The sequence below is a fragment of the Bradyrhizobium sp. 190 genome, from assembly GCF_023073415.1.
Classification (GTDB): domain Bacteria; phylum Pseudomonadota; class Alphaproteobacteria; order Rhizobiales; family Xanthobacteraceae; genus Bradyrhizobium.
Map to the genome: position 1 here is coordinate 111,335 of NZ_JADPJL010000012.1, position 18,549 is coordinate 129,883.

Below are 18,549 nucleotides of genomic sequence, written 5' to 3' on the forward strand. Positions count from 1 at the left end.
AACAGTGAGGCAGGAGAGGCTAACATTCAAGGTCAACTGGGATAGCATCGCCCCGGACGAGCCTTTAGTCCCGCCGCGGACTGATCTTCCACGTCGCAGCCAGAATGCCGACGGTCAGCGCGCCGCTGATCAAGGCGGCGATCGGAATCGTGACCGCGAGCGCCGCAGTCGCAGCCCAGCCGATCGAGCAGAAGGCTTCCGCGAATGTCGCCAGCCGCGACGAGGTCTGGCGGCGGCGGAATTGGCTGCGCTTGGCCTGCACGCGAAACCAGAGCTGGATCGCAGCCGCCGAGACGGTTGCGACGATGACGCCGAGCGCGGTGACGATTGCCTGCGTTACGGAAGCAAACGCCAGCGCTGCAATCAGCGGTGCGAAGATGGCACCGATCGAGAGAAGCACCACCTCGACCTTGGCGCGGATCACGCGCGACGGCGGCAGCGGTGCGGTCGCGACCAGGTCGGCAGCGTCCTCGCCCGAGATCGTCAGCCAGGCGAGGCCACCGGCAAGCTGACCGGCCGCCATCACGATCACGGGCGTTATCAGTACGATCGCGTCCGAGCTTTCGGAAAAACTTCGCCACAGCATCAGGGCCGGCGGCACCAGATAGAGCAGTTGCATCAGGCTTTGCGACAGCAGCCACGGGTCGCGCCGCAACAGCAGGAATTCCTTGGTGCGCAGCGCCTGTTGCCGCGTACCGCCGCGAAATGCCGTCGCGCGCGGCCCGCGACGGACGGTGCGGGCGGTTGCGGCGACGCTGACGACGGTATCGGCAAATTTCGGCGAGAAGACTGCCATCACGACGCCGAGCAGCAGGAGCCCGCCGGCCATCAGCCACGACAGTACCATGCCATCGCCGATCGCCGCGCGCGCCGGCCACCACAGCGGGCTGTCGAGCGCCGGCGCATAGGCTGACGCGGCATCGGAGGTCAGCACCGTAAAGCGAGACAACGTCCCGTAGGAAAGGATGGCAGCGACCTGGAGCGCGATGACGAAGCCGGCGCCGATGATGGCCGCCACGATCTGCGCGACGAGGCGGGTACGGCTTGGACCGATCAACCTGAACAGCGCGACCGTGATTGCGATCGCAACGGCCGCGGCTGAAAGGCCGATGGCGATGACGACGCCGAACGCAGAAAGCCATCGGATGCCGCCGCCGATCACGAGAACGTCGACAAAGGGCGTCGACAGCAACAGCGCCATCCCGATCACGGACAGCCCGATCGCCGCGATTCGTACCGAGAACACGTTGGCGAGGTTCGCCGGCGACGACATGATGAGATCGAGATCGGCGCGGGCGTAGAACACCCGCGTCACCGATTCGATGGCCTGCGACAGCATCAGGGCCCAGGCGAGGAAGATGGTCGCCGTGATGACGATCAGTTCCGGCTTGCCGAGCGGGGCTTGCAGATCGGCGAAGCGGCCGATCACGGCATAGGCCGGCAGGTGCATGATGGCGACGAACACGGTCAGGGCGATGATCGCGCGCTTTCGCTTGCCACGTCTGCCGGCAATCATCGCCAGCCATTCGCGCCAGGCCAGACGGATCTCGTGGCGGGCAAACCAGGTGAGCGCCGCGGCCGAGCTCATGCGGCGGCCGCCTCGGCATCGACGAGCGCGATGAACATGTCTTCGAGGCTGGTGTCGTTGCTGCCGTTCTGCTGGCGCAGCTCAGTGAGCGTGCCTTCGGCCACCAGCCGTCCCGCGGCGATAACGCCGATACGGTCGGCCATCCGCTCGGCGACTTCGAGAATATGCGTCGTCATGATCACGGTGCAGCCTGCACGGACGCGCTCCTGCAGCAATCCCTTGACGTGACGCGCCGACAGCGCATCAAGGCCGGTCAGCGGCTCGTCCAGGATGATCAGTTTGGGATCGTGAACCAGCGCGCCGGCCAGCGCCACCTTCTGGCGCATGCCCTTGGAAAATCCCTCACAGCGTTCGTGCAGATGCGGCTCCAGCCCGAGCGACACCAGAAGCTGCAGCGCCGAGGGGCTGGAAACCGCGGGATCGATGCCCCAGAGGCCGGCAACGAATTCGAGATATTCCAGCGGCGTCAGCTTGTCGTAGATCATCGGCTCGTCGGAGACCCATGCCATGATCTGCTTGGCGGCGACGGGATCGGCAAGCGCGTCGATGCCCCAAATGGCGACCGAGCCATTATCGGGCTTGAGCAGGCCGGCGACCATCCGCAACGTCGTGGTCTTGCCGGCGCCGTTGGGGCCGAGCAGGGCGTAGAACTCGCCGGTCCGAATGGTGAGGTCGAGCGCGTCGACCGCCGGGCGGTCAAAACGCTTCGTTAACCCTCGCACTTCGAGCGCCAATACATCTGACTTCATGACTTCCGGGCGATCCAGTTGTTCCTTGCGGACCATGCACCGAAGAGCTTTCGGCGCGGTGAATCTTGCACGCCAAATCGCAGCAAACCCCGCAACTTCCCGGACTGCGGCATTTCTCCGCAATTGTTAACGGCGCGGCACGCAGCGCTTTGTTGACAGGGCTCGGCGCTTTGGGCTCAATGCAGCGGGACATATGCAGCTGTTCGGCATCGTGGATGCCGGGTAGCGTGTAGACACAAGATGCAGAAAAGGCGGTCGAAAGAATCGCCTGGCATCGGGGAGGGAAATGATGCTGGACTTCGTTCAGCAGCTGGTGAGTGGCATCGCGCTCGGCTGCGTTTACGGCTTGATCGCGCTCGGTTTCGTGCTCGTTTACAAGGCAACCGAGGTCGTCAATTTCGCCCAGGGCGATTTGATGATGCTGGGCGGGTTCTTCGCCTTCACATTTATCGGCATGCTCGGCCTCAATTACTGGCTCGGATTCGCCGGCGCAGTCGCGGCTATGGCGCTGTTCGGCATGCTGGCCGAACGCGTGGTGGTGCGGCCGATCCTCGGCTATCCGCAGTTTTCGATCATCATGGCGACGATCGGGCTCGGATACTTCCTGCGCTCCGTGGTCGGCATGATCTGGGGCACCGACGATTTCAAGATCGATACGCCGTTCAGCGATGGCGTGTTGCGGATCGGCTCGCTGGTGCTGGCATACGACAAGCTCTCGGTGATCGCCGCAACCATCATCCTTTGCGCGCTGCTTTATCTCTTCTTCAACCGCACCACGCTCGGCACCGCGATGCGTGCCAGCTCCGAGAACATGTTGGCCGCCTATTACATGGGCATTCCGGTCAAGCGCGTGGTGTCGATCGTGTGGGCGATCAGCGCGGCGGTCGCGACCGCTGCCGGCGTGCTGCTGGCGCCGATCACCTTCATTCACTCCAATGTCGGTCTCGTACTCGGCCTGAAGGCGTTTCCCGCCGCGGTGCTCGGCGGCTTCGGCTCCATTCCCGGCGCCGTGGTGGGCGGCGTGCTGATCGGCGTGATTGAGAGCATGGCCGGCTTCTATCTGCCGCAGGGCTGGAAGGACGTCGCGCCCTACATCGTTCTTCTGGTGGTGCTGTTGCTCAAGCCCGAAGGCCTGTTCGGTATTCATACGCGGAAGAAGGTCTAATGCGCTTCCTCTTCAAGACGGATTACGAAGACGACATCAGGCTGTTTCCGCACAGCGGATACGTCGTTTCCTACGGCATCCTGCTGGCGTTTCTTGTGATCGCGCCGTTCGTGCTGTCGAGCTATCTGGTCAGCCAGCTGGTGTTCGTCTGCATCTACGCCACGGTGGGCGTAGGCTTGATGATTCTCACCGGCTTCACCGGGCAGGCCTCGCTCGGCCACGCCGCCTTTCTGGCGATCGGCGCCTATACGGCGGCCTATCTGCAGCAATACAACGTTCCGTTTCCGGTCTACTTCCTGGCCGGCGGCCTGTTGACCGGCGTGGTCGGTGCGCTGGTCGGTTTCCCGGCGCTGCGGCTGACGGGCATCTACCTCGTCATCGCGACGATCTCCTTTGCCTTCATCGTCGAGGAGGTGCTGGCCCGCTGGGAAAGCGTGACCCACGGCAATGAGGGCATGCGCGTCAAGACCTTGAGCCTGTTCGGGCAGGCGGTACCGCAAAACGGCTCGGCCTTCTACTTCCTCTGTCTCGGCGTGTTGATCCTGACCATCGTCGGCACGCTCAATCTGTTGCGCTCGCCCACGGGGCGCGCCTTCGTCGCGATCCGCGACAGCGAAACCGCGGCGCGCAGCATGGGCGTCAACGTCTCGCTCTACAAGGTGAAGTCGTTTGCGATCAGCGCGGCGATTACCGGATTGGCCGGTGTGCTGTTCGCGCACAAGCTCTCCTTCATCAGCCCGGAAATGTTCACGCTGCAGCTCTCGATCGAGTTCATCATCGTGATCCTGATCGGCGGCACCTTCAGCCTGCACGGCGCGGTGCTCGGCGCGATCTTCCTGGTCATGATCGATCCGTTCCTGACCTATCTGAAGGACGACTTGCCCGGCATCATCGCGGGAATCTTCGCAACGTTCGGCGCGGACAGCGTGACCGCGTCGAAGATTCACAGCAACGTCGCCGCCATTGCCTCCGCCAACGGATTGAAGGGCGCGATCTACGGGGTGATCATCGTGCTGTTCGTGCTGTTCGAGCCGCTCGGTCTGTACGGTCGCTGGCTGAAGATAAAACTCTTCTTCCAGCTATTCCCGCTCTGCAAGCGCGCCACCTTCAAGCGCCAGAAAATCTATGTGAAATCGGAGCGGAACCGATGAGCTATTTCCGTGCGGAAAACCTGTCTTTGCATTTCGGCGGCCTGAAGGCGGTCGATTCCGTCAGCTTCGCGGTGGAGAAGGGCGAGATTCTCTCGATCATCGGTCCCAACGGCGCAGGCAAGAGTTCAATCTTCAACCTGATCTCGCGGATCTATCCGCCCACGTCAGGCAGGATCTTTTTCGAAGACCAGGACATCACCGAGCAGCCGGCCTACGACATTGCCGGCCTCGGCATCGCCCGCACCTTCCAGAACATCGAATTGTTCGAGAATGCGACCATGCTGAGCAATCTGCTGGTCGGCCGTCACCGGCACTCCGCCACGCAGCTCTGGCAGGAATTGTTGTTCCTGCCGAGCGTGCGCGCGGGGGAAAAGGTCCATCGCCGCCGCGTCGAGCAGGTGATCGAATTCCTCGATCTCGAAGCCTATCGCGACAAGCTGATCTCCGGGCTGCCCTACGGCGTCCGCAAGGTGATCGAGCTTGCGCGTGCGCTGTGCTCGGAGCCGAAACTGATCCTGCTGGACGAGCCGTCGTCCGGGCTGAATGTCGAGGAGACCGACGACATGTCGTTCTGGATCCGCGACATGAAGACCGAGCTCGGCATCACCGTGCTGATGGTCGAACACGACATGACGCTGGTCAATCGCGTCTCCGACCGCGTGATTGCGCTCAACTACGGCCGTGTGCTTGCGATGGGCTCGCCGTCCGAGGTGCAGCGCCATCCCGACGTCGTCGCCGCCTATCTCGGCGCATGAGGGTGATGCCATGAGCGCTTCCGACACCATCCTCAAGCTCAGCAATATTGAGAGCTATTACGGACCGATCATGGCCATCAGAGGCATCAGCCTCGAGGTGCCGCGCGGCCGGATCGTCACTTTGCTCGGCGCCAACGGCGCCGGCAAGACCACGGTGCTCAAGACCATTTCCGGCATTCTCGATCCCCAAAAGGGCTCGATCGAATTTCTGGGCAAGCCGATCCAGCGCATGGAGGCCGACAAGATCGTGCGGCTGGGCTTAAGCCATGTGCCGGAGGGGCGCGAGGTGTTTCCGTTCCTCTCGGTGCGTGAGAACCTGATGATGGGCGCCTATCCGCGCAAGGACCGCGACGGCGTCGCCCAGGATATCGAACTTGTCTACGGCTATTTCCCGCGGTTGAAGGAGCGCATCAACCAGCCGGCCGGACAGCTTTCCGGCGGCGAGCAGCAGATGCTGGCGATCGGGCGGGCGTTGATGAACCGTCCGACCCTGCTACTTTTGGATGAGCCGTCGCTCGGGCTGTCGCCGATCCTGGTGAAAGAGATTTTCACGATCATCAAGCGCGTCAACGAGGAGCAGGGCATGTCGATCCTGCTGGTCGAGCAGAACGCCAAGGTCGCGCTGGAGACCGCCCATTACGGCTATGTGCTGGAAATCGGCCGGGTCGTGATGAACGATACCTGCGACCGGCTGATGAATTCAAAGGATATCCAGGAATTCTATCTCGGCGCCAAGGAAGAGGGCGCCCGCGGCGAACGGCGCTGGAAAAAGAAGAAGACATGGCGTTAGAAGGCTTGGCGTTAGAAGTCCTGGCGTTAACCTTCGCAGTCAAAAGCATGGCATTTAGAACGAGTTAGAGCTAGATTCAGGGCCTGCTTCAAGAAAGCAAGACCGGCTGACAAGACCGGCGAAGCAGGCGACAGAGGGAGGAAGAGGGCATGGCCAGACCGGCAGTGCTGACGGTCGCCGACACGATCGCGAAGAGTTTTCTGAAGTCCGTGGAAACCCGCGGCGACCGGCCGGCGATCCGCGAAAAGAAATTCGGCATCTGGCAGCCGACCAGTTGGCGCGAGTGGCTGCAGATATCCAGGGATATCGCCTTCGGCCTGCATGCGTCAGGCTTCCGGCCCGGCGACGTCGCCTCGATCATCGCCAACGCGGTGCCGGAATGGGTCTATGCCGACATGGGCATCCTGTGCGCCGGCGGCGTCTCTTCCGGAATCTATCCGACCGATTCATCGGTGCAGGTCGAGTATCTGATCAACGATTCCTCGACAAAAGTGATCTTCGCCGAGGACGAGGAGCAACTCGACAAGATCCTGTCGTGCCGTTCGCGGTGCCCGACATTGCAGAAGATCGTCGTGTTCGACATGGAGGGCCTGAGCGGCTTTACCGACCCCATGGTGCTGTCGCTGGCCGAGTTCATGGCGCTCGGGCGCAACCACGCCCAGGGGAAAGACGCGCTGTGGGACGAAATGATCGGAAGCCGCAACGCGAACGATCTCGCCATCCTCGTTTACACGTCCGGCACCACGGGCCCGCCCAAGGGCGCGATGCATTCCAATCGCAGCGTGACGCATCAGATGCGCCACGCCAACGATCTGTTTCCGTCGACCGACAACGAAGAGCGGCTGGTGTTCCTGCCGCTGTGCCACGTCGCCGAGCGGATCGGCGGCTACTACGTCTCGCTGGCGCTGGGATCGGTGATGAACTTCGCCGAAAGCCCGGAAACCGTGCCGGACAATCTGCGCGAGGTGCAGCCGACCGCCTTCCTCGCGGTGCCGCGGGTCTGGGAGAAGTTCTATTCCGGAATCACGATTGCGCTGAAGGACGCGACCAACTTCCAGAAATGGATGTACCGCAACGCGCTCGCGATCGGAAATCGCGTGACGGAATACAAGCTGCAGGGCGATACACCGCCATTGTCGCTGCGGCTCGCCAACGGCGCCGCCTACTATCTGGTGTTCCGCAACATCCGCCGCATGCTCGGTCTCGACCGTTGCCGGCTGGCCTTTACCGGCGCGGCCCCGATCGCACCCGATCTGATCCGCTGGTATCTCGCGCTCGGCATCGAGATGCGCGAGGTCTACGGCCAGACCGAGAATTGCGGTGTCGCCACCGTGATGCCGCCCGATCGCATCAAGCTCGGCTCGGTCGGCAAGGCCGCGCCCTGGGGCGAGGTCGCGATTTCACCGCAGGGCGAAATCCTGATCCGCGGCGATTTCCTGTTCATGGGCTATCTGAATCAGCCGGAAAAGACCGCCGAGACCATCGACGCCAAGGGATGGCTGCATACCGGCGATGTCGGCTCGATCGACAATGAAGGCTTCGTCAGGATCACCGACCGGATGAAGGACATCATCATCACGTCGGGCGGCAAGAACGTCACGCCGTCGGAAATCGAGAACCAGTTGAAGTTCTCGCCCTATGTGTCCGACGCCGTGGTGATCGGCGACAAGCGGCCGTATCTGACGTGTCTGCTCATGATCGACCAGGAGAATGTCGAAAAATACGCCCAGGATCACGACATTCCCTTCACCAATTACGCCAGCCTGTGCCGCGCGCCCGAGATCCAGGACCTGATCCATCGTGAGATCGAGGCGGTCAACGTCAACTTCGCGCGCGTCGAAACCATCAAGAAGTTCTACCTGATCGAACGTCAGCTCACGCCTGAGGACGAGGAGTTGACGCCGACCATGAAGCTGAAGCGCAGTTTCGTGAACAAGCGTTATGCCGCCGAAATCAACGCCATGTATGGCGAGCGGGCGGTGGCGTGAGCGGCGTGGACTTGAAGGCAACGGAACTTGAATCGGAATTTTTCGAACGGATTTTTTTGGAAACGGCGAAGGATTGAGAAGGCCCCACCCTTCGCTCAACACGGGCCAACGAAGAGGAGACTGCAATGTCGAAATCGTTTAGGGCGTTGGGCCTTGCGGTGAGCGCCCTTGCGCTGACCCAACTGCCGGCCGCAGCCCAGACCAAGGTTACCGATCAAGGCATCTCGGCGAGCGAGATTGTCATCGGCACCCATCAGGACCTGTCCGGCCCGATCAAGGTCTGGGGCGTTCCGGTTTCCAACGGCATGAAGATGGCGGCTGAGGAAGTCAATGCCGCCGGTGGTATCCACGGCCGCAAGATCAAGCTGATCCTCGAGGACAGCGGCTACGATCCGAAGCGCGCCGTGCTGGCGTCGCAGAAGATGGTCGAGCGCGACAAGGTCTTCGCCATGGTCGGTCCGATGGGCTCGCCCACCGTGCTCGCCGCACAGGACATCCTGTTCGATGCCGGCGTCTTGCAGCTGTTCCCGCTGACGGCGGCCGAATTCACCTTCAAGTTTGATCCGGCCAAGCCGCAGGAGCGACTGAAGTTCAACAATTTGCTGCCTTACGTCGAGAGCACGCGTGCGGCCGTCAAATACATGGTCGAGGGGAAGAACTTCAAGAAGCCCTGCATCATGCATCAGGACGACGAATACGGAAAGAACGTGCTTGACGGCTTCACGCAGCAGGTCACGGCGATGAAGCTGACGCCCGCTTCGGTCACGAGCTACAAGCGCGGCGCTTCCGACTTCAGCGCGCAGATCGCCAAGATGAAGTCCGACGGCTGCGACATGGTCGTGCTCGGTACGGTCATTCGCGAAACCATCGGTGCCATGGGCGAGGCCAAGAAGCTCGGCTGGGACGTCACCTTCCTTGGCGCCACGCCGACCAACGTGCTCGAAGTGCCGGCGCTCGGCAAGGACGCGGTCGAAGGCCTCTACGCGGCCTCGGGTTTCGAAATCCCGTACGAAGACACCGCAAAGGGCAAGGTCAAGGACTGGCTCGCCAATTACAAGAAGATGTTCGGTACCGACGCCAACACGCAGGCGATCATCGGCTACAACGCCATGATGACCTTCGCGTTCTACGCCGAGAAGGCAGGCAAGGACCTGACCGGCCAGAAGATGATGACCTCGCTGGAGTCAGGCGAGAAGTTCATGGACATCTTCAACTCACCGCCCACCAAGTTCTCCAAGACCGACCATCTCGCCAACACCATCACCCAGGTCCAGCAGGTCAAGAACGGCCGCTGGGTGCTGGTGAAGGAAGGCCTGATGTTCTGAGAGGGCGCTTCGCCCTTACGGTGAAGGCTTAACGACATAGGGGCTGCGCGAGATGATCGCGCAGCCCTTTCTTTTGCGCTGTCCCGGATTGCGCTTCGCTCCATCCGGGCTACGTTGCTCTGCGCGCCGCGGCGAGGTGACCTAGGCAACGACAAAGGGCTGCGCGATCGTCTCGCGCAACCCTTCTGCTTCGCCATGTGCTGCGGGGTTCGCGCTTGCGCGCGCGCCCCGCGATGACTTCGTCACTTCGGCCGGATCGCGTCCGCCGTGCCCTGGATAAAGGCCTGCAGCTTCGGGATATCCTCTTCCTTCAGCTTGCCGGTGAAGTCGGGCATGCCGCGGTCGCGGAACGGGCCCTTGAACACGATGTCCTTCAGGTTGGTGATGGTTTCCGGCGCGACATAGCCAAGGTTGCGGATGTTGCCGCCGTTGTCGACGCCGGGCACACTGTGGCAGGCGGCGCAGGCGGCGACATAGATGGCGGTGCCTTCAGGGATATCCTTCGGGTCGTACTTCACGCCCTTCAACAGGCCTTCGGTCTGGTACTTCACGAAGGCCGGCAGCGGCGCTTTGCCGTCGATCGCAAAGGTGTAGACCGTGCCCGGGCTCGACAGCTCGGTGACCCGTATCCATTGACCGATCACGCCGCCCCAACCGACCGCGATCGAGACATATTGCTTGCCGTCGAGCATGTAGGTCGAGGCCGCCGCGACCACGCCGGTCCCCGTCGGGCTTTCCCAGAGCTTCTCGCCGGTCGTGGCGTTGTAGGCGACGAAGCGGCCGTCGGCCGTGCCCTGGAACACCAGATTGCCGGCGGTGGTGAGGGTGCCGCCATTCCACGGCGCCACGTGCTCGACGCGCCAGGCTTCCTTTTGCTTGACGGGATCCCAGGCCAGCAGACGCCCGAATGCCGGATTTTTCGGTGGCGTGGCATTCAGCGCGAAGCCGAGATTCCAGCCCGTCGCGCTGGCGAACTTGCCGGGCTCGACGGCATTGTGCTTGAAGGCCTTTTCCGGCGTGAGGTTGGTGGGTATGCCCTGTGCCGGCAAATAAACCAGACCGGTCTGCGGATTGAACGACATCGGATGCCAGTTATGGGCGCCGGCCGGGCCGGGAATGCTGTCATAGGCTTCGTCGCCGCGTGCCTCCTTTATCTCGATGGGCCGGCCGTTGGCGTCGTAGCCGGTCGCCCAGTTCACATCGACGAAGTTCTTCGCCGAGATGAACTTGCCGTTGGTGCGGTCGATGACGAAAAAGAAGCCGTTCTTCGGCGCGTGCAGGATCACCTTGCGCGGCGCGCCCTCGATATTGATGTCGGCCAGGATCATCGGCTGGGTGGCGGTGTAGTCCCAATGGTCGCCGGGCGTTTCCTGGTAGTGCCAGGCGTACTTTCCGGTGTCGGCGTTGAGCGCGACGATCGAAGATAGATAGAGGTTGTCGCCGCCGGAGGGGCTGCGGACTTTCTGATTCCAAGGCGCGCCGTTGCCGGTGCCGATATAGACGAGGTTCAGATCGGGATCGAAGGTGATGGTATCCCACGCCGTACCGCCACCGCCGTTGATCCAGTATTTGCCGGCCGGATCCCAGGTCTTGGCCGCGGCCGCCATCGATTCATCCTCGAATGGCTTTGACGGATCGCCGGGTACGGTGAACCAGCGCCAAGCCTGGTTGCCGGTCTCGGCGTCATAGGCGGTGACATAGCCGCGCGCGCCGAATTCGGCGCCGCCGTTGCCGATCACCACCTTGCCGTTGAACACGCGTGGTGCACCGGTGATGGTGTAGGAGTGCTCCTTGCTGGCGACGGTGTCCTTTTCCCAGACCACCTTGCCGGTGACGGCGTCGAGCGCGAACAGCCGGCCGTCATAGGCGCCGAAATAGACCTTGCCCTTCCAGAGCGCGACGCCGCGGTTGACCACGTCGCAACAGCCCCGATAGCCCTTCTCGCGGTCGACCTTGGGATCGAAGGTCCAGAGCTGCTTGCCGGTGCGGGCGTCGATGGCGTGCACCACGCTCCATGACGCGGTCTGATACATGATGCCGTCGACCACGACCGGCGTCGCCTCGACGCCGCGGGATGATTCGAGCGGATAGCTCCACACCAGCCCGAGCTTCTTGACGTTGTCGGCATTAATCTGGTTGAGCTTGGAAAAGCGCGTCTCGGCATAGTCGAGGCCGATGGTCGGCCAGTCGTTCGAGGTCGCGGTATTGGCCTTGATCGACGCGCCGTCGACCGCCGAGGTGACGGCCTTGATGTGTTCGGGCGATCCCTTGGCTGGGCTCTGCGCGAACGCAGCGCTGCAGGATAGCGTCAGGCCCAGCCCGATGGCGATCGCGGCCTGCGCAAGGCGCGCCGATCGATGGGAAGTAACGGCAATTTCAGGAAGCAAACGGCAAGCGGAATCAACGCGCGGCGAACGTATCATCTCATTCCCTCCCCAGTGATCTCTAGCGGATCTGGTGGAATGCTATGCCGGTGAGAAGGATCGCGTCAATCAAAGCGGAGCGCGAAATGAAAAAGAGAAAATTTGTCTCGGCATGTTTTCGCCGAGCGAATGCAAGCTGGTATACCGGCTGCAGCGCACCATCCGCCACGATGGGCAAGGAGATCAGGCAAGGAAAGCAGATTGTTGTCAGCCGTCTCCGCGCAATATTTGCGCGCCGTCATTCGTCAGTCGGCGCGTTCGAATGGCGGTGACGCGGAGGTGGCCAGAGAACTCACGACGAGTGAAGCCACAGAATTGTTGCCCGAGGCGTCGGTGAGCAGGGGGGCATCGGCGTATCGCATCACGCCGTGCTGGCCGATCACAAATGTCGGCCGGAAGTTCCTGACGTCGGCATCTTCGACCATCGCCATGCGGCGGTTGTCGAGTGTCAGCCAGCGCCCGTCCAGCCGCGCGGCAGCTACCGCATGGTCCTCGCCGTGGATGGTATCGCGCAGGACCACGATCCTGAGATCGTCGGGCGCGAGGCCGGCGCGGCGCAGGGCGACGAATTTCGCAATCGCATAATCCTCGCAATCGCCGCCGCCACGCGCGAGCGTTGCGAGCGGCGAGGTCCAGACGTCGATCTGGCCGTGTTGGGCGAGGTCGCCCATCGGCCGGATGGCGAGATTGATGGCGCGGTTGATTTCACCGAGGCGAGCGCGGCCTTCGCGCAGCCGGGCGGCGTCCACGATGTCGAGGAATTTCAGCGCGGCGGGAGACACGCAGCCGTCACGATCGCCTTCGCAGAGCGCAAGCTGCACCATTTCGTCGTCGAGCCGGCGTTGCACGCTAGTCCATTTGTCGCGCAGTCCGCCGCTTGAAAGGGAAGATGCGGCAAGCCCGAACGGCTCGGGCGATTGAAGGGGCATCTCCACCGGCGCGGATCGCTCCGGCGTCTCCGCGCGCAGGTCGGCTGGCCCGAACCAGGCCAGGCCGCACGCGACGATGCCCGCACGCCATGCGCGCGCATAGGGTGATAGTCCCATCTGACGCCCCTTGTCCGGGCATCGGCTGGCTTTGTTCTGCCTGCGCGTGACCGGATCATTTCGGAATGGGCAGGATGGGCAAGGGTTCTTTTGATCTGTCTAAAACGATAGGGGGCGAGCCGGGAGTTTGCGAAACAGCCTGAACGTGGCCTTGTCAGTTACAGCTAATTTTATCGATCCACTCGAATTGGCGCTCATCAAAGCGGCTCGGTTATCCGGCAAGGGCTGCGGGATACGGGCAACGTTTACGGTTGCGAAAGGGTCACAGGTCATCGGAATTAACCTTGCCCGGGGGATCGCTTGGTGCGCGATTGCAACCTGTTCCAGACGGCTTGAAGGGCGGCGGCCTCTACTGGACCTTGGGAAGTGATCAGCCTTGGACGGCTGTCGCTTCCCTCAGGAAGCGCTAGGCGGTGCACTGCGGCAAAGATAAAGTATTATGACTGCTTATCTTTCTGCCTTGGGGAGGCGGTGCCCATTGTTCGATCAGTCCGAATTAAATCCGGCCTTTCCCTCGCCACACTCTCGCCCGACAATTTTTCCGGACCTTTTCGGTCCTGTTGCAGACTTACCCCATATTAAGGGTGTTTTCGGCGTACCTGCTTTTGTGTTCCTTACCTGCGTGGTATGAAAACCTCGCAGGGAAATTTCATACTTCTTAACCATTTAGATCGGTATCCCATTGAACTACGCCGGCAAATTCGGATCGGGTGAACTCGACCCTTTTTCCGGCGCGGATAGTGGCCTCGGGCCTCTGCTGTCATCGCACGGCCATCTTTCGACTCCCGGCAAGGTCCATGTCGACAAGGTTTCGACACATGCGCCGTCCGACGCCATCATTATTTCTGATGCCCATCTGCTGTTCCATGGCGACTTCAAGCGGTCCGGCGTCGACCTGGTCCTCACCAGCGGCGACCGCGAGCTCGTGCTGCACGATTACTTCAAGGGCGAGAAACGCGCCGCACTGGCCTCGCCCGACGGCGCCCACCTCACCGGTGACATCGTCAACGCGCTGGCCGGGCACACCCAGTTCGCGCAGGCCGACGGCAGCGCCAGCGTCGCGCCTGCGATCATCGGCCATGTCACCAAGCTGACGGGCAACGCGACCGCGATCCGCAACGGCGTGTCGATCATCCTGAACCAGGGTGACACCGTCCACAAAGGCGACGTCGTCCAGTCCGGCTCCGATTCGACACTCGGCATCACCTTCATTGATGGCACCGTGTTCGGTCTCGCATCGAACGCCAAGATGGTGCTGAACGAAATGATCTACGACCCCAACGGGTCGGACAACAAATCACTGCTCAGCCTGGTGCAGGGCACGATCTCGTTCGTCGCCGGCGCCACCGCCAAGAAAGGCGACATGAAGGTCGACACCCCGGTCGCGACCATGGGCATCCGCGGCACCGCGGTGCTGGTCGAGATCGATTTCGAGGTGCCTGGCCAGGGCGGTGCGCCGCCGGCGAAATTCCAGGTGCTGGTCGAGCCCGACGGCACCACCGGCTCCTACATCCTGTTCGACAAGACCACGCTGACGCAGATCGCAACCGTCAACCGGGCCGGCACGCAGACGATCATCAATGGCCAGGGCGCGGTCAGCTTCCAGTCATCCGTGCAACTGTCGCCCGACGCGCAGAAGATCATCAGCGACGTGTTCTCGCTGAAGTTCACCGACCTGAACAACCCGAACACCAAGCTCACGACCAACTTTACCGACTCGATCGTTCCGGAAACGGTGTTCCTCAAACTGGCCAGCAACGCCGTGGTCCCGGTTACGCTTCAGTTCCTCACCATCCCGGAGAGGCCCGCCGTTTCCCCCAGTACGGGCCCCAGTCCCACACTTACTCATATTCCTGGGCCACCGGCAGCCGACGCGTCCGGCGATTCGTTTACCGAGCTGGTCGATACGACCGGCAACGCCGCCGTCGACAGCGCATCCGGCGTGGTCACCTATCTCGATATCAATGTCGGCGACACTCCGAGCGTCAGTGCGCAGTTTTCTTCCTTCACGTATCAGAGCGCGCAGGGCACCGACGTCAGCGCCAAGCTGACGGCGGAGCAACTGGCTGCGGTCAAGGCGGTCGAAGTGCCTCTGGTCGTGGTGCAGGACCCCAAAGGCAAAAATTTCGGCACGGCGACCTGGACCTACAACGTTGCCGACGGCGCGTTCGACTTCCTCGCCGCCGGCGAGACGCTGAAGCTGACTTATATGGCGCGGGTCGACAACAACTACGCGCCGTTCAACGAGACGACGTTCGTGCCGTTTACGATCGTCATCACCGGCACCAACGACAAGCCGACGATCTCGGCGACCGGCGGAGAGATCACGGAGCGGATCGGCACCGGCAATACGGTGATCGATACCGTGACCGGCACGGTCACCTTCGCCGACGTTGATCTGACCGACCGTCCGGTCGTGAGCGCGGCGATCTCCACGACCGATCCGTTCCGCTATTACGACGCGGAAGGCAATGACATCACGGCGACGTTGACGCCGGAACAGTTGGCGGCGATCCTCGCCGTCGAGGTGCCGCTGACTGTGGTGCAGTCCGCCGGAAACACCAATAAAGGCTCGGCGACCTGGACCTACAGCATCGAGGACAGCAAGTTCGATTTCATCGCCAAGGGCGAAACGCTGACACTCAACTACGTCGCCCAGGTCGACGACGGCCACGGCGGCGTTATCTCGACGCCGATCACGGTCTCGATCCAGGGCGCCGACGTCGTCGTCATCGGCACCAACGACCTGCCGACCATCGCCGCGACCAGCGACGCCTTCGCCGAGCTTTCGAACGCCAGCCAGCCGAACCCGACGGGCTCCAACGCGCTTCATGTCGCATCCGGCACCATCAGCTTCACCGACGTCGACCTGACCGACCGGCCGGTGGCGAGCGCCGCCTTTACCTCGTTCACCTACCTGAATACGTCCAGTGTCGATGTCGCCTCGCAGCTCACGACCGCGCAGCTCGCGGCGATCGCGGCTGTGGATGAGCCGCTGACGGTGGTGCAGGCGCAAGGCAATACCAATAACGGTTCGGCGAACTGGAGCTACAGCGTCTCCGACAGCGCGTTCGACTTCCTTGCCTACGGCGAGATCCTGACGCTGACCTACACCGCAACCGTCGATGACGGGCATGGCGGCGTGGTGACCAAGCCGATCACCGTCACCGTCACCGGCAGCAACGATACGGCTGAAATTACCAGCGATCCGCAGACCGCGGCCCTCACCGAACGCGCCGACACCCACGGCTCGGCGACGCCGGATACCGCAAGCGGTGCGATCACGTTCGTCGATGCCGACCTGACCGATACGCATGATGTCAAGATCACTGGCGTCCACGCCTCCGGCGTGATGACGGGCCTCGCCAACGGCGCGGTCCAGCTCAGCTGGCTGTCGCTGGGGCCGTTGAGCGATTCCACCGATGGCGTGCAGGGCTCGAAGAGCTGGTCGTTCTCGGCGCCGGATAATTATTTCGACTACCTCGCCGATGGTGAGGCGGTTACGCTGACCTACACGGTTGAGGTCGACGACCATCATGGCGGCGTCACCTCGCAGGACATTGTCGTCACCGTCAACGGCAGCAACGATGCGCCTGACATCGCCGATATCGCGCTGCAGGGTCTCGCCGAGCAGGCCGATACCGCGCCGTTGACAACGACGATATCAGTCACTTTCACCGATCTCGACTTGTTGGATGTCGGCCACAGCGCAACCATCAGCGGCGCGGCTGCGACCGGCACCACCACAGGCCTTGCGCTCGACGAGGCTGCGCTGATCGCGCTGGTGAAGCCGGGCATGGTAACCAAAGCCGCCGGCTCCTCGGCCGGCTCCGTCAATCTGTCGTTCTCCGCGGCCTCGACCGCGTTCGATTATCTGGCGAAGGGCGAGGTCCTGACGCTCACCTATACGGTTTCGATCGACGATGGCGATGGCGGCGTGACGCCGAAGACTTTCGTCGTCACCGTCACCGGCACTGACGATGCGCCCGCTATCGCCAACATCGCGCAGCAGGACCTGACCGAGCAGGCCGATACCGCGCCGCTGACTGCGACCATCCCGGTGACGTTCACCGACGTCGACCTGACCGATGTCGGCCATAGCGCCGATATCACCGGCGTGGTGGCGTCGGGTGACACGAACGGGCTTGCGCTCGACGAAACAGCGCTGATCGCACTGGTGACGCCCGGCACGGTGACCAAGGCTTTCGGCTCGTCGTCCGGTTCGGTCGATCTCGACTTCTCGGCGGCATCGCCTGCCTTTGATTATCTGGCTGCCGGCGAGCAACTGATGCTGACCTACATGGTCACGATCGACGATGGCGACGGCGGCGTGACGCCGCAGACCTTCGTCGTCACCGTCACCGGCACCAATGATGGCCCGGTGTTTACCGGCGCCGAGCTCGCGCCGACCTACCAGGCCGGCGACGCCGCGGTCGCTCTCGCCGGCAGTGTCTCGGCCAGCGACGTCGACAGCAGCAATTACGCGGGCGGATCGTTGACGGCGGCCGTGACTAATGGCGGACATGAGGGCGACACGCTCAGCATAGCGAACGGCGACGTCATTTCGCTCAGCGGCACCGATATCCTGTACGACGCGGACGGGGCGGCCGGTCCAGCCAGCGCCCAGATTATCGGAACGCTCTCGGGTTACGACACCAACAGCCTGACGTTGGCGTTGAACGGCAACGCCAACGGTACGGCCGTCGCCGCGCTGGCGCAGGCGATTGAATTCTCGAACGACAAGCCGGACGCGGTCGCCGGCGAGCGCATCGTGACGTTCACCCTGCAGGATGGCGGCGGCACCGCCAATGGCGCAATCGACCACGCGTCCTTCACCACCAAGGTGACGGTCACCGAACCGACCAGCAACACCGCGCCGGTCATCCAGACCGAACAGCTCAGCATCAGCGAAAACGGCGATGGAACGACGACCGTTAGCGGCCTGTATGTCACCGATCCCGACACCGGCGACACATTCTCGGTCGCCGTGGTGTCCGCAAGCGCGGCGACTGCGGGAAGCAGCGTCGAGCCATCGACTGGCTCCGGCACGCTCACGAAGGTCAACGACATCCTGAGCAGCGTCACCTATGATGACGGTCTCGGAACCCAGCAGACCGACATGGTGACGTTTACGGTTTCAGATGGCGATGCCACCGACACCGTGAACTTCATTTTCAATGTAGCGGGATCAGACGGTCTGAATACCACGACGCTCGCCACATCAAGCAAGGACGTGATCTTTTCGACCGATCAGGCCGATATCCTGAAGGGCGGCGCAGGCGCCGACCAGTTCGTGTTCGCGGAAGAGATGGGCAACGATATCGTCACCGATTTCGTATCCGGGCAGGACAAGATCGATCTTCTGACCAACGTCCCGTTCACTCCCGACGATGCCGCCTCCTTCAATTCCTGGGTCAACAGCGGCGTCGTCGAGCAGGTAGGCGCAGATACCCTGATACAATTTGACGGAAGCAACGGCATCCTGCTCTCGAACGTCGCCAAGGCGAGCCTGCACATGAGTGATTTCATTCTTCACCCGAGCGGCAGCGGTAATATTTGATCCGCTGCG

At 62.4% G+C, this 18,549-nt stretch carries 11 protein-coding genes; 7 read left to right on the forward strand and 4 right to left on the reverse strand.

The window, feature by feature from the left end; all coding sequences use genetic code 11:
* Positions 1-64: 64 nt before the first annotated feature.
* Positions 65-1,588: a permease gene (locus IVB22_RS09615; protein WP_247517094.1), complete on the reverse strand. Its 1,524-nt coding sequence runs from the start codon at positions 1,586-1,588 to the stop codon at positions 65-67.
* Positions 1,585-2,337, reverse strand: coding sequence for an ABC transporter ATP-binding protein (locus IVB22_RS09620; protein WP_247517095.1), 753 nt, complete (start codon positions 2,335-2,337; stop codon positions 1,585-1,587). Before IVB22_RS09620 ends, IVB22_RS09615 begins: the two co-directional genes overlap by 4 nt.
* A gap of 289 nt (positions 2,338-2,626) precedes the next feature.
* Between IVB22_RS09620 and IVB22_RS09625 the strand changes: the two genes are divergently transcribed.
* The 6 genes from IVB22_RS09625 to IVB22_RS09650 all read left to right on the forward strand — a co-directional run bounded on the left by IVB22_RS09625 (position 2,627) and on the right by IVB22_RS09650 (position 9,511).
* Positions 2,627-3,502, forward strand: a complete 876-nt coding sequence (locus tag IVB22_RS09625; protein ID WP_247517096.1) for a branched-chain amino acid ABC transporter permease — start codon at positions 2,627-2,629, stop codon at positions 3,500-3,502.
* Positions 3,502-4,653 carry a branched-chain amino acid ABC transporter permease gene (locus IVB22_RS09630; RefSeq protein WP_247517097.1) on the forward strand — a complete coding sequence of 384 codons (1,152 nt, stop codon included), beginning with the start codon at positions 3,502-3,504 and terminating at the stop codon, positions 4,651-4,653. The genes IVB22_RS09625 and IVB22_RS09630 overlap by 1 nt, the downstream gene beginning before the upstream one ends.
* Positions 4,650-5,408 (forward strand): ABC transporter ATP-binding protein, encoded by a 759-nt coding sequence (locus IVB22_RS09635; RefSeq protein ID WP_212421193.1) that lies wholly within the window; start codon positions 4,650-4,652, stop codon positions 5,406-5,408. Before IVB22_RS09630 ends, IVB22_RS09635 begins: the two co-directional genes overlap by 4 nt.
* Positions 5,409-5,418: 10 nt before the next feature.
* Entirely contained in the window at positions 5,419-6,198 is a 780-nt protein-coding gene (locus IVB22_RS09640; protein ID WP_247517098.1) for an ABC transporter ATP-binding protein, read from the forward strand.
* Positions 6,199-6,347: 149 nt separating this feature from the next.
* On the forward strand, positions 6,348-8,186 hold the full coding sequence (locus IVB22_RS09645) for a long-chain fatty acid--CoA ligase (RefSeq protein WP_247517099.1): 1,839 nt from the start codon (positions 6,348-6,350) through the stop codon (positions 8,184-8,186).
* 125 nt (positions 8,187-8,311) lie between these two features.
* The gene (locus IVB22_RS09650; protein WP_247517100.1) at positions 8,312-9,511 is read left to right on the forward strand and encodes an ABC transporter substrate-binding protein; all 1,200 of its coding nucleotides are present in this window, start codon (positions 8,312-8,314) and stop codon (positions 9,509-9,511) included.
* A 242-nt stretch (positions 9,512-9,753) separates the two neighbouring features.
* Here IVB22_RS09650 and IVB22_RS09655 read toward each other — a convergent pair whose 3' ends face one another.
* Together IVB22_RS09655 and IVB22_RS09660 are read right to left on the reverse strand one after the other, a co-directional pair.
* Positions 9,754-11,934 carry a PQQ-dependent dehydrogenase, methanol/ethanol family gene (locus tag IVB22_RS09655; RefSeq protein WP_247517101.1) on the reverse strand — a complete coding sequence of 727 codons (2,181 nt, stop codon included), beginning with the start codon at positions 11,932-11,934 and terminating at the stop codon, positions 9,754-9,756.
* A gap of 245 nt (positions 11,935-12,179) precedes the next feature.
* Positions 12,180-12,980 carry a transglutaminase-like cysteine peptidase gene (locus tag IVB22_RS09660; protein ID WP_247517102.1) on the reverse strand — a complete coding sequence of 267 codons (801 nt, stop codon included), beginning with the start codon at positions 12,978-12,980 and terminating at the stop codon, positions 12,180-12,182.
* A gap of 682 nt (positions 12,981-13,662) precedes the next feature.
* Here IVB22_RS09660 and IVB22_RS09665 point away from each other — a divergent pair.
* Complete coding sequence (locus IVB22_RS09665) at positions 13,663-18,540, forward strand: VCBS domain-containing protein (RefSeq protein ID WP_247517103.1); 4,878 nt, start codon at positions 13,663-13,665, stop codon at positions 18,538-18,540.
* The last annotated feature ends 9 nt before the right edge of the window (positions 18,541-18,549 follow it).